12 protein-coding genes are annotated in these 12,598 nt (G+C 63.8%); 3 read left to right on the top strand and 9 right to left on the bottom strand.

Features of this window, described 5'->3' with window-relative positions:
- Positions 1-5: 5 nt before the first annotated feature.
- Together AC0L2V_RS26010 and AC0L2V_RS26005 are read right to left on the bottom strand one after the other, a co-directional pair.
- Positions 6-485 (bottom strand): cupin domain-containing protein, encoded by a 480-nt coding sequence (locus tag AC0L2V_RS26010; protein ID WP_473512484.1) that lies wholly within the window; start codon positions 483-485, stop codon positions 6-8.
- Entirely contained in the window at positions 482-664 is a 183-nt protein-coding gene (locus AC0L2V_RS26005; protein WP_473512482.1) for a hypothetical protein, read from the bottom strand. Before AC0L2V_RS26005 ends, AC0L2V_RS26010 begins: the two co-directional genes overlap by 4 nt.
- Positions 665-722: 58 nt before the next feature.
- Between AC0L2V_RS26005 and AC0L2V_RS26000 the strand changes: the two genes are divergently transcribed.
- Entirely contained in the window at positions 723-1,619 is an 897-nt protein-coding gene (locus tag AC0L2V_RS26000) for an arginase family protein (RefSeq protein ID WP_473512480.1), read from the top strand.
- Between the two features lie 81 nt (positions 1,620-1,700).
- On the opposite strand, the gene AC0L2V_RS25995 is transcribed toward AC0L2V_RS26000, so the two are convergent.
- The 5 genes from AC0L2V_RS25995 to AC0L2V_RS25975 form a co-directional block, all read right to left on the bottom strand.
- The gene (locus AC0L2V_RS25995) at positions 1,701-2,693 is read right to left on the bottom strand and encodes an ABC transporter ATP-binding protein (protein WP_473521567.1); all 993 of its coding nucleotides are present in this window, start codon (positions 2,691-2,693) and stop codon (positions 1,701-1,703) included.
- Positions 2,690-3,709, bottom strand: a complete 1,020-nt coding sequence (locus AC0L2V_RS25990) for an ABC transporter ATP-binding protein (RefSeq protein WP_473512476.1) — start codon at positions 3,707-3,709, stop codon at positions 2,690-2,692. The genes AC0L2V_RS25995 and AC0L2V_RS25990 overlap by 4 nt, the downstream gene beginning before the upstream one ends.
- Complete coding sequence (locus AC0L2V_RS25985; RefSeq protein WP_473521566.1) at positions 3,699-4,673, bottom strand: ABC transporter permease; 975 nt, start codon at positions 4,671-4,673, stop codon at positions 3,699-3,701. The genes AC0L2V_RS25990 and AC0L2V_RS25985 overlap by 11 nt, the downstream gene beginning before the upstream one ends.
- Positions 4,673-5,701: an ABC transporter permease gene (locus AC0L2V_RS25980; protein ID WP_287226308.1), complete on the bottom strand. Its 1,029-nt coding sequence runs from the start codon at positions 5,699-5,701 to the stop codon at positions 4,673-4,675. Before AC0L2V_RS25980 ends, AC0L2V_RS25985 begins: the two co-directional genes overlap by 1 nt.
- Positions 5,702-5,822: 121 nt before the next feature.
- A complete protein-coding gene (locus AC0L2V_RS25975) occupies positions 5,823-7,514 on the bottom strand; it encodes an ABC transporter substrate-binding protein (protein ID WP_473521565.1) in 1,692 nt (563 codons plus the stop codon).
- A 300-nt stretch (positions 7,515-7,814) separates the two neighbouring features.
- On the opposite strand from AC0L2V_RS25975, the gene AC0L2V_RS25970 reads away from it, so the two are divergent.
- Both AC0L2V_RS25970 and AC0L2V_RS25965 read left to right on the top strand, forming a co-directional pair.
- On the top strand, positions 7,815-8,540 hold the full coding sequence (locus tag AC0L2V_RS25970) for a LuxR family transcriptional regulator (RefSeq protein ID WP_287171679.1): 726 nt from the start codon (positions 7,815-7,817) through the stop codon (positions 8,538-8,540).
- A gap of 154 nt (positions 8,541-8,694) precedes the next feature.
- Positions 8,695-9,594 carry a proline iminopeptidase-family hydrolase gene (locus AC0L2V_RS25965; RefSeq protein ID WP_473512471.1) on the top strand — a complete coding sequence of 300 codons (900 nt, stop codon included), beginning with the start codon at positions 8,695-8,697 and terminating at the stop codon, positions 9,592-9,594.
- 70 nt (positions 9,595-9,664) lie between these two features.
- On the opposite strand, the gene AC0L2V_RS25960 is transcribed toward AC0L2V_RS25965, so the two are convergent.
- Together AC0L2V_RS25960 and AC0L2V_RS25955 are read right to left on the bottom strand one after the other, a co-directional pair.
- Complete coding sequence (locus AC0L2V_RS25960; protein ID WP_473521564.1) at positions 9,665-11,536, bottom strand: CocE/NonD family hydrolase; 1,872 nt, start codon at positions 11,534-11,536, stop codon at positions 9,665-9,667.
- A gap of 20 nt (positions 11,537-11,556) precedes the next feature.
- A complete protein-coding gene (locus tag AC0L2V_RS25955; protein WP_473512571.1) occupies positions 11,557-12,552 on the bottom strand; it encodes an ABC transporter ATP-binding protein in 996 nt (331 codons plus the stop codon).
- Between the last annotated feature and the right edge of the window lie 46 nt (positions 12,553-12,598).

Raw genomic sequence — 12,598 nt, 5'->3', positions numbered from 1 at the left:
GGATCTCAGGCAGCCGGTGCCTCGATGGTGACGCCGTATTTGGCGGCGATGGCCACGACCTTTGCCATCTCTGGCGTGCCGGCGGCGGTCGCGGCGTCCATTTCCGCGAACATCTGATCAAGGCCGCAACTCGGCGCGCAGAAGACGAGCACGCGAGCTGGCTTGTCGGCGTCATTGCGGATGGCGTGGCGCCGGCCGCGTGCGCCGAAGAAGAAACCGCCGGGCGCAACGCGACGGGGCGCGGACTCGCCCTCGAATTCGATGACGAGTTCGCCGCTCAGCACATAGAAGCCTTCATCCTCTCGGGCATGGATGTGCGGTGGCGTTGCCGCGCCCGGCGGAACCATGGACTCCCAGAGCGAGAAGGACCCGGCGGTCTCGGCACCGGTGGCTTTGTAGATATGGGTGATACCCAAAACGTTGAGCGTCGAGCCGGCCGCCGGCTCGCGCACGAACGCTTCGGCCGCTGCAGCTTTTGCATTCATCGTCGATCTCCTTCGTGGTTCGGGTCGCTCACCAGAAGATAGGCCTTGCCGGCAAAATCGGCGAGGTACGAGTGGCCGTGGGCAGCAATTTTCGCAGCAACAATGCGGAGATGCTGCGCGTTGCCGCGCCCGACGGCATCGGCTGGGCGGCGGCTTGAAATTTCCTCGGTCTCGCCCACGTACTGAAGCTACGCTGGCGTTACGCCGGCTTTCACCCGCGATACCTGGGAGCACCTGATGCCGACCCGCCGCTATGCCATCCTTGAAGCGCCGTCCTCGCTGGGTCTGGCGACCGACGGCGTTGAAGCCTTGCCCGGTCGGCTGCTGGAACAGGGCCTCGCCGAACGCATCCATGCGCGCCGCGCCGGGCGGCTGGCCGTCCCGCCGAAAGACCCGAAGCCCGACCCGGCCACCCTGACGCTGAATGCCAAGGCGATCGCGGCGTGGTCACCCAAGCTCGCCGACGCCGTGGAGGAGGTGCTGCACGCCCGCGAATTCCCGGTGGTGCTGGGCGGCGACTGTACGATCCTGCTGGGTCCGATGCTCGCGCTGCGCCGGCGCGGCCGCTACGGCCTGTTCTTCATCGACGGCCACGCCGATTTCTTCCAGCCGGAAGCGGAGCCCAACAGCGAAGGCGCGTCGATGGAGCTGGCCTTCGTCACCGGCTACGGGCCGGCGCTGCTGACCGACCTGGAGGGCCGCCGCCCGTTGGTTCGCTCCGAGGACACTGTCGCCTTCGCGTATCGCGACCACGAGGACCAGGCCGAATACGGCAGCCAGCCTTTGCCAGCAGAGCTCATGGCTTACGATCTGCACGCCATCCGCCGCCTGGGCGTCGAATCCGCCGCCCAAGCGGCGGTTGGCCACCTGACGCGGGCGGAACTCGACGGCTTCTTCATCCATCTCGACGCCGATTGTCTCGACGATGCGATCATGCCGGCGGTCGATTTCCGCGTACCGGGCGGGCTGTCGTGGGACGAGCTGTCGGCGGCGCTCCGCATCATCCTGGCGAGCGGCAAGGCGGTCGGGATCGAGGTCACCATCTACAATCCGCGCCTCGACGAGGACGGCAGCGCCGGCCGTGGCCTCGCCGATGTCGTGGCCGCCGCGCTCGGCACAGCCGCGCCCGATTGAGCGGACGGGAGCACTCTTGACCGTTGGGGCTTCGACTTCGCTGCCACACGCAACCACCTCTCCGAGCGAGAATCCCGCGCCTTATCCGCCCCCTGGATGATGGCAGGCAACCAGGCGACCGTCTCCCGTGCTCTGCAGCAGCGGACGCTCGTTGCGGCACGTGGAAGTGACGGCCGGGCAGCGGGTGTGAAACCGGCAGCCGGAGGGTGGGTTCATCGGGCTCGGCAAGTCACCCTTCAGGACAAGCCGCTCGCGTCGCGCCCGATCGATACTGGGTATCGGCACCGCGGAACGGAGTGCCGTGGTGTAGTGGTGCCTGGGCGCCGCAAAGACCAGATCGGTCGGCCCGCTCTCCACGACCGATCCCAGATACATGACGGCCACGCGCGTCGAAATCTGGCGCACCACGGATAGATCATGGGCGATGAATACATAGGTCAGGTTGAACTCCTCGCGCAGATCGGCCAGCAGATTGACGATCTGGGCCTGGATCGAAACGTCGAGCGCCGAGACCGGCTCGTCGGCCACGATCAGCCTTGGCCGGAGCGCCAGCGCGCGAGCAATGCCGATCCGCTGCCGCTGGCCGCCCGAGAATTCGTGGGGATAGCGCGACGCGTGTTCGGGGGACAATTCGACCCGGCGCAGAAGCTCGGCGACGCGGTCCGTCATTTCCGATGCCGAGAGGCGCTCATGGATGCGGAACGGATCGGCCAGCAGATCGCCGACCCGCCGACGTGGATTGAGCGAGGCGCTCGGATCCTGAAAGACCATCTGCATCTGTCGCCGCAACGGACGGAGCTGACGCTGGGACGCGTCGGTAATGTCGCGGCCCTCGAACTCCAGAGAACCGGAGGTGATATCGGTCAGGCGCACCAGGCAGCGGCCAAGGGTGGATTTGCCGCAACCTGACTCCCCGACAATGCCAAGCGTTTCCCCGGGCCAGATGTCGAGCGATACCGTGTCGACCGCCTGGACCCTCCGGCGCTGCGCCGGCAAGATCGAGCGGCCGACGTGATAATGTTTCGACAGGTCGCTGGTCCGGAGCAGCGGGCGCTCCCGCAGCACGCCGCTCATATTGGCGTCTCGATGCTGGCAACCTCGCGGATATGAAACTTGCGGCTGGTTTCCGGCAATGCGCAAGCAGCACGATGGCCGTTCCCGCCGACAAGCGGGGGCTGGACAATGCAGGCATCGTGGCGGAACGCACAGCGCGGACCGAACGCGCAGCCTTTCGGCAGGTTGGAGAGGGACGGCGGAGCTCCCGGAATCGCGGCGAGCCGTGCCGGACGCTCACCATCCATCGGCGGGATCGAGCCGAACAGGCCCCAGGTGTAAGGATGCAGCGGCGTTCGGAACACGCTGCTCTTGCGGCCCTCCTCGACGAAGCGTCCGCCATACATGACCAAGACCCGATCCGCGACCTGGGCGACGACGCCAAGATCGTGTGTGACCAGGATCACCGCCGAGCCGAACTGATCGCGCAGCCGTCCGATCAGTTCGAGGATCTGCGCCTGCACGGTCACGTCCAGGGCCGTGGTCGGTTCATCCGCGACAAGCAGCGCCGGGTTGCACGAGAGCGCCATCGCAATCACCGCACGCTGGCGCATGCCACCGGAGAGCTGGTGCGGATAGCCGTCGACGACCCGATCAGGATTGGCAATGCCGACCGCATCCAGCAACTGCACCGCCCTCGCCCGCGCCGCCCGCGCCGACACTTTCTCATGCGCACGCACCTGCTCGCCGATCTGGTTGCCGATCGTATGCACCGGGGTGAGCGCCGACATCGGATCCTGGAAGATCATCGCGATCTGGCGGCCGCGAATGGCATCGAGCGCACGCCGGTTGAGCCCGACGAGCTCCTGCCCCATGAAGCGGATTGAACCGGAGACGACGGCATTGGGGCTGTCGATCAGCCCCATGATGGCCAGCAAGGTCTGGCTTTTGCCGGAACCGGACTCACCGACGACACCGACGATCTCCCGCTGCTCGACGGCAAACGAGACGCCTGCCACAGCCCGCACCAGCCCCGCGTCGCTGCGGAAGGATACGGTGAGACCCTCGACGACGAGAAGGGGAGCGTTAACGGACATCGCGAGCCCTCGGGTCGATAAAGACGAAGACGACATCGACGACGAAGTTTGCCATCACCACGAAAAACGAGGCGTAGATCACCGTGGCAAGGATCATCGGCAGGTCGAGGGTCTGCAGTGCCTCATAGGTCAATTTCCCGACGCCCTGCAGCCCGAAGACCACTTCGGTCAACAGCGCGCCGCCGCCGACCAAGGCACCGAAATCGAGACCGAACATGGTGACGAATGCCACCAGTGACGTCCTGAGGCCGTGATGCAGCAAAACCCGCCGCTCGCCGATCCCCTTGGCCCGCGCGGTGCGGATAAAATCCTCCTGCATCATCTCGATCAGACTTGCCCTCAGCACCCGTCCGTAAAGGCCGACATAAAGCGTCGCCAGCGTGAACCACGGAATGACGAGCGCCTTGAACCAGCCCCAGGGGTCCTGTGTCAGGGGGATGTAGCCGAGCGGAGGAACCCAAGAAAACAGCCAGGTGTCATGCCAGCGGCTCTGTGTCAGCAGATTGGCGACCTCGCCGAGCCAGAAGACCGGAACGGACACTCCAATCAGGCTCAGGATCATCAGCGCCCGGTCGATGAATGTGCCGCGCGTCGCGCCGGCGATCACCCCGACGATCAGTCCGCCGAGCACCCACAGCACCGCCGCGCCGCCGACCAGCGACAGCGTAACCGGAATGGCCCCTGTCACCGCAGGAATCACGCGCTGCCCGCGATTGACGAAGGAGGTGAGGTCGCGGCTGACGAAAAGCCGATTCATCATCAGCCCGTATTGCACCGGCAATGGCCGATCGAGACCGAAATCGTGGCGGACCTGGACCAATGTCTCCTGGGAGGCGTTGCGGCCGGCAATGCGCGCCGAGGGATCGGCACCGGGCGTGGCGAAGAAGATCAGGAAAGCGACGATGCTGATGCCGAACATGACCAGCACCATCTGGCCGAGCCGAAAACTCATGGCGGCAAGCACTAGATGCCCCTCGGCGAGGATTTCGGATCGAGCGCATCGCGCACGCCGTCGCCGAGAATGTTGAGAGCCAGCACAGTGATGACAATGGCAAGCCCGGGCGCCAGCGCCACGATCGGCCTGGAATAGAGCAGGCCCTGACCGTCCTGGATGATCGTGCCCCAGCTGGCGTCCGGCGGTTGCACGCCGATCGACAGAAACGACAGCGAGGATTCGGTCATCATGTTGAGTGCCAGGATCAACGGCACGAAAACGATGATGCGCGTCACCACATTTGGCATGATGTCGCGCAGCAGGATGCGCCAGGGCGACGCGCCAAGCCCGATCGCCGCGGTGACGAATTCGGCCTGCATCAAGGTCAGGACATGGCCACGGATCGGCCGTGCCACATAGGGCACATAGACGATGCCGATGATGAAGATCGGCAGCCACAGGCTGCCGGAGCGGATTTCGAACGGACCGATCTGGATGCTCTGCGCGATCAGCACGATCGACAGCGAAATCGCCAGCAGGAAAACCGGGAACGCCCAGAGCACGTCGAGAATACGCGACAGGCCGACGTCGACAATGCCGCCGAAGAACCCGGAAACAACCCCCAGAAAGGTCGCCAGGACGAGGCACAGCACAGCCGCAGCGCCAGAGATCAACAGCGAATCCCGCCCGCCATAAAGCAGCCGCGCCGCGACGTCTCGGCCCTGATTGTCGGCGCCGAGCAGATACGGGCCGATCCGCCAGGTCGGCCCAATCGGCGTCATGCCGAGGCCAAGGCCTTCGGTGGAAGCCTGCAGTACCGGCTGGGTCACCCCATCGATGACGATCTCGCCGTTGAGATTGGTTACGAAAGGATCCGTGTGGGCGATGTATTGCGCATAAAGCGGCGCCGCCAGCGAAGCGATGACGATGACGACGAGCACACCGAACGCCGCTATTGCCGAACGATCGGCTTTAAGCTTGCGCCATGCCGTGCGCCATGGGCCAGCGGCGGCCTGGCGGACCGGGGCGGCAGGCTGGTCCGCAATGACATTGACCATGAACGGGGGACCATAAACGGGATTGCCTGGCAAAAATCTCGACCTGGAAGATGCGCTGATCCGGCGGAAAAGGAAATGCGACGGAGCGCCGGTGGCACTCCGTCGCATTGGCTCGAGGGGATCATTCGACCCAGGACTGGCTGACGATCCAGTAGAATTGCGGGCTGAAGGTGAAGTTCTTCAGCCTGGAAGAGACGACATCGACCCGCTTGGGTGTGAACAAAACAGCGACCGGGGCCTTGTCCGTCACCGCCTTGTCGATGGCCGTCCACAGCGTTGCGCCCTTGGCTGGGTCGGCGATGGTGGCTGTCTCTGCTTCGGCCATCGACGCGTCGATCGATGTGTCGCAGAACCCGGAAATGTTGACCGAGGCGTCCGAGCCCGGCGTGAATGAGGCACAGCTGAACAGCACTTCCAGAAAATTGGATGGCGCCGGGTAATCCTGGAACCATTGCGAGACCGAGATCTGCACCTTGTTGTTGGTGTTCTGGATGTAGGTGAACTGGATGTTCTGCGAGATCGGCTTGACCGATGTCTTGTAGCCGAGCTGGTTGAGCACGTCCTGCAGATAGACCCCGATCGACTTCGAGACGCTGCTGTCCTCGGTGATGATCGTCACCTCCTGACCAGCGGTTCCCGATTCAGCAACCAGTTGTTTGGCCTTGTCCATATCCGGCGCCGACCACTTTTCGCCCGGATTGGCGGTGAATGGGCAATAAGGCGCGAATGACGGGAAGCCCGGCGGCAGGATCTGGCAAGCCGGCTGCGCCAGATTGCTGCCGCCAAAGAGCTTGATGATCGCGGCGCGGTCGATGGCGAAGTTCACCGCCTGGCGAACACGGATGTCGTTGAACGGCGCCAGATTGTTGTTCAACGGCGCATACCACATCGCCATCAGCGGATGCACCGTGACCTGCTTGGCATATTTGGTGCCGAGTTCGCCGAGACGGTCCGCCGGCGGCGGATCGAACATCCAGTCCGCCTGCCCGTTCTCGACCGCCGTCACCGCCGCTTCGTCGGTGAGGCCGAATTCATAGTCGATCTCGTCGGGATACCCTGCCGGCTGGGCTTCCTTGCTCCATTCCTTGAAGTGAGGATTGCGCACCATTTTCATCAGCTTGTTCGGGTCATAGCTCGCGATCATGTAGGGCCCAGTGCCCGGGATCGGATCAGTGCCGGCATCCTTGAGCGGCGCGCCCGCCGGCAGGATCGCCGCGTGCGGAATGGCGATCTTCTGCAGGAACTCGGCATCCGGCTGGACCAGGTTGAAGGTGATCGTTCCGGCTGCGTCGTCAACCGACAGGCCGCCATCGAGGGTGCATGTCGCCGGGGTTTTCAAACACGCATCGGCGCCGACGATGCCGTTGTAGAAGGTCCCGGCCGTCGGCCCGCTGATCTTGAAGATGCGCTGGAACGAAGCCACCACATCCTTGCTGGTGACGTCCGAGCCGTCGGCGAACTTGATGCCTTTGCGCAGCTTGAAGACGTAGGTCTTGCCGCTGTTTTCGACCTTCGGCAGGGTTTCGGCGAGATCTGCGACCACCTCGAAGCCGGTCTTGTCGCCGGCCTTTTTGTAGGTCACCAGACCATCGTAGAGAATATAGTTCATCTGGAAAAACTGCAGCGTGTAATTGATATGCGGATCGGCGGTGCCGGCAGCGGCGTTGGCCAGCAAGCGGAGCGTGCCGCCAAGCTTGCCTTCCGCGGCCAAGGCAGTGCTCGGCGGCGACACGATCGTCATGCCGAGCAGAGCCAGGCCGGGTATCAACGCTGCCAGTGCCTTTTGGACTGCAAGTGCCTTCTGGGGTCGCATGGCTGTGTTTCCTCGTGGAAAGCGTGTCGACTGGCCACGCTATACGCAATCGACGACCGCGGCGTGGCTGGAAATGATCTGGGTCGCGGGTGGGTCTGCGCACCTTCGCCCAATCGGAAAAGACTACGACCAGCGAAGCCGAGCAGGATAGCTATTAAGATAGATAGGTCGGAGAGGCCAGCCTTAAGCCTATTTATTGGGCACGCGGGTGACATGGCTATTTGACAAGCAATGGCCAGCGGGTAAGCTTGTCGCATGCAGGGCTTTTCAGGCGATCTAGAGAGCCGGTTCCGAACGGGAATGAGCATCGACGCCGCCATGGCGGTGGCGACCGATGTGCTGGAGCCCGTCGGTTTCACCTCATTCATCTATGACTATACGCCCGTGCCGGTCAGCCATGAGGGCGACCTGATCACCCCGTCGCTGATGGCTCTGCACAACGTGCCGCGCGACATGCAGGATCTCTGGTGCAAAGGCGGCTATTATCAGCTTGACCCGGTGCAGGAAGCCGCGCTCGCCGTATCGAGGCCGTTCCTCTGGTCGCACAAGGGCGTTCAGAGCACCGTCATGCAGCATGTGCTTCGGTCCAGGCATGATCCGGTGATCAGCTATCTGCTCGATACCAGGATGACCTGCGGCGTCACCGTGCCCATCCGTCTTGCCGGTGGGGATCTGGCCACCTTCACCGCGATCCGCGCCGACCCAGAGCCAGGGTTCGAGGCCGAAGCAAGGCAGTTAATCGCCGAAATCGGCGATCTGGGCCATCTCTTGCACGACTCCGTCTACGCCGGTTTCGATGCCGGCATCCGCACCTGCCCATACGTCCACCTGACGTCGCGCGAGCGCCAGTGCCTGCGCCTCGCCGCCGCCGGACTGACGGCCAAGCAGGTCGCGCGCGAGATTGGCCGCGCGGTGCCGACAGCAACGCTGCATCTCAACGCGGCGACACGCAAGCTTGGCGCGCGCAACCGCTTCCACGCCATCGCGCTGGCTGCCCACTACCGGCTGCTCGAGCCGGAGCATTGAGGCGCTCCGCCTGAGGGCTCCTCCCGCCACGGCAAACCTATAAATAGTGCTAGCTGTAAATGCGCCGGGCCGCTTAGTACCGTCGGCCGCAAACAAGGCTTGGGAGGGTCCGTCACTTTGGTTCCTGCCGCGCCATGACCCGGAGCTTGGAACTGTGACGGCACATGCGACCACCGAAGGATTCAGCGACTACCGGGGCTACCGCACCTGGTATCGCGTGATCGGAGATCTCAACTCGGGCAAGCTGCCATTGGTCATCGCTCACGGCGGGCCGGGCTGCACCCACGACTATGTCGATTCGTTCAAGGAGCTTGCCGATACCGGGCGGGCGGTCATCCACTACGATCAGATCGGCAACGGCAAATCGACCCATCTGCCCGACAAGGGCGGCGACTTCTGGACCGTCGATTTCTTTTTGGGCGAACTCGATGCGCTGCTCGCCCACATTGGCATTGCCGAGCGTTACGCCCTGCTCGGCCAGTCCTGGGGCGGCATACTCTCGGCCGAACATGCCGTGCGACGCCCTGCCGGGCTCAAGGCATTGATCCTGGCCAATTCGCTGGCCTCGATGGCGCTATGGGTGGAAGGCGCGCTGCAATTGCGGGCCGGGCTGCCGGCCGATGTGCAACTCGCGCTTGACCGGCACGAGGCAGCCGGGACCACCGATCACCCGGATTATGTTGCGGCAACCAAAGCCTTCTATGACCGCCACGTCTGCCGTGTCCGTCCAACGCCGCGGGAGGTCGCCCGGACATTCGCGGCAATCGACGCGGATCCGACGGTTTATCACACCATGAACGGACCCAATGAATTCCACGTCATCGGCACGATGCGGAACTGGACCATCGTCGAGCGCCTGCATCTGATCGAGGCGCCGACGCTGGCGTTCCGCGGATTTTACGACGAAGCGACCGAAGCCTGCGTCCAGCCCTTTCTCGATCATATTCCCGACGTCGAAGGCATGGTCTTCCCAAATTCCAGCCATATGCCGCATGTCGAGGAGAAGGACGACTGCCTCGCCGCCGTCGGACGCTTTGTCGCCAAATACGATTGAGGCCCATGCCCCACAGCGGCCTGTCTTTGCGCAAGCTGATTGTGCTGGGCTTAGAGCCCGCCCGATTTGCTCATAATCTCTCCACGATCAGCCGCGATGGCCTCGTTGCATCGAGGAAAACCGTGTTGCGCGCCACTTGCCGGCTACGGCCGAGCCCCGCCGGCGCACCGGTGTTCGGATTGACGTCGAACTTCGGAAAATTGCTCGAAGAGATGTCCAGCCGCAGCCGATGGCCGGCACGGAACAGATTGGCGGTCGCAAACAGCTCGATGTGAAGCCGCATGATCTCGCCAGGTTTCACGAGCTCGGCTCTTTCGAATGAATGCCGGAAACGACAGCGGAAAATCCCGTCTGACAGGTTCAAGGCAAAGCCCGTCGGATAGTCGGCGCTCGGTGGATGGACGTCGATCAGTTTCGCGGTGAAGTCGGTGTCTGGCGCATCGGTCGTCGCCCAGAGATCCACCGCCACCCTTCCGAGCACGGTCAAATCGTCGGCAAGCGGCTCGGTCTCGAAGGAGAGGACATCGAGACGGGCGGAAAGCGGCAGTCCGAAATTGCGGCAGCCGAAGAACCTCTCGTCCTCTCTCTGGTCGAAGCCGCCCCCTGTGAAGATCGGCTGACCGCTGGTCAGCGCGCCGCCAATGGTCGGGACCGGGTCGGCGGGATCGAAATCATAGCTTAGCGCGGCGGCGTCGGGCGCGGGAAAGGCCTCCGAAAGCCTGCCGTTGGGGTGCAGGTAATAGGTTTGCTCGGTCATGTCCGGCAGCGGCCACCGCTTGGCTTTGATCCAGCGCCCGCCGTGATCGAGACGGCCCGTTTCAGTTTTCGTGCCCTTTCCCCCGCCCATGACAAAAAGGCGGATCGGCTCCTCGTCGAGATTGTCCTCCGGCCCGCTCCTCAGCCAGCGATCGAACCAGCGGCGACGAAACTCCAGCCAGCTCGCCGCCACATTGCCGCCGAGCGGAGCGTTCGGTCCGAAATCGACGTCGCCGGCAAAGGTCAGATTGCGATCGCCGTGCAGACCCGGACCCATGATCAAGGCGAGCGGCCGTTTGCCATTGCGTGCAAGGCCGGCGAAATTCTCGAACGTCGTCGGGACATAGACGTCGAACCAGCTCGAGATCAGGGCGATCGGAATGTGGGGAATCGCGTCGTAGAAGCCCGCTGCATGAATGCCGACCTGCTTCCAGAAGCCGTCGAAGGTCTCGTGCCGCCACTGCTCCAGCAGGTAAGCCTCGTAGTCCGGAGCCCAGCGGAGCGGGGAACGGCCCTCCGACCAGGGCATTTTGCCGAACCAGCGATGCAGGTTTTCCGCTTCGAGCGCCTTTCGGGCCAACTCGTCGCCGGCGGCGACGGCGCTCTCGCGGGCTTCCCGGTAGGCCCAGGTCGCCTGTTTCAGCTCGAACGCGCCGCCTTGGCGGATGCCGCAGGTGAAGGCGTTAGAGAATCCGCCGGAATCGAGGATCATGGTCGCAAGAGCCGGCGGCGCAAGGCACGCCGCCGCCATTTGGGTATGCGCAGCATAGGAAAGGCCCATGGTGCCGATCCGGCCATTGCACCAGGGCTGGGCTGCGATCCATGCAAGCGTGTCGTAGCCGTCCGGACCTTCGGAGCGATATTTGACGAACTCGCCTTCCGAGCCGTAGCGGCCGCGGCAGTCCTGGTAGACGACGATATAGCCATGGCGCACGAAATGCTCGGCGACCGTCGCGCGATCCATCGGTTCGGTCATGCTGACCTCGACTTCGGCGCGCGATGCCATCGCCTTGCCATAAGGCGTCCGCTCAACGATGACGGGAGCTGGCCGGTCCAGCGCGCGGCCTCCCCTTGCCAGTCGGTAGACGTCGGTCGCCAGTCTTACCCCATCGCGCATCGTCACCATGATATCGCGGCAGAGGACCATGTCATCGGTCACGGACTGGAACGCCTGGAGGTCGGTCATCTCAAAAAATTCCAAGGCGTTCAGGCGACGGCGTCATTGAGGTGGCATGCGCTCTTGTGTCCGGCAGCAACCACCTTCAGTCGGGGCGCTTCGGTGCGGCAACGAGGCATCGCGTGCGGGCAGCGCGGGTGGAAATGACATCCGCTCGGCGGCGAGAGCGGACTCGGCAATTCACCCTTGATCGCGGCAAAGCCGCGTTTGGTGGTTTCGATCCGCGGCACCTCGGCGAGAAGCGCCTGCGTGTAGGGATGGTTGGCCCGTGCAAAGATCTCCTCGGCCGGAGCCTCTTCGACAATGCGGCCGAGATACATGATCGCCACCCGATCGGAGATGTGCTCGACCACTCCGAGATCGTGGCTGATGAACAAGTAAGTGAGGTTCAGCCTCTCGCGCAGGTCCATGAAGAGATTGAGGATTTGCGCCTGGATCGAGACGTCCAAAGCGGCAACGGCCTCATCGCAGACGAGAAATTCCGGCTGCACGGCGAGCGCGCGCGCAATGCCGATCCGCTGGCGCTGGCCGCCGCTGAACTGATGCGGAAAGCGGTGTTTTAGCGCCGGATCGAGACCCGCACGCCGGAACTGTTGATCGACAAAGGTACCGAGATCGCCCTCAACCAGCCCGTGTACGCGCGGCGCCTCGCTGACGATATCGGCCGCTTTGCGGCGCGGATTGAGCGAGGCGTAGGGATTCTGGAATATCATCTGCACGCGCAGCTTGGCCTCACGCCGTTCGAGCGGCGGAAGCGCCTTCAAGTCCTTGCCGCGCCATGATACCGATCCCTTGCTGGGCGCCACGATGCCGGCGACGATCCGCCCCAGTGTGGACTTGCCGCATCCCGACTCGCCAACGAGGCCCAGAACCTCGCCCCTGCGAACGGCGAGGCTGACACCGTCGATCGCCTGCACGCTTGCCGTCGGTTTGGCGAGTTTGAACGAGATCGCCAAACGGGCCGCGAGATCCGGCCGCGTGCCGAAGCTGTGAGAAATCTCGTTCAGCTCGATCAGCGGTGCCATCCCGCTAGAACCCGCTGAGGAGCTTTGAATGTCTGCCGCAACCGGA

This window comes from Mesorhizobium sp. WSM4814 (assembly GCF_055811595.1).
This window is presented reverse-complemented; position numbering and strand designations above follow the sequence as displayed.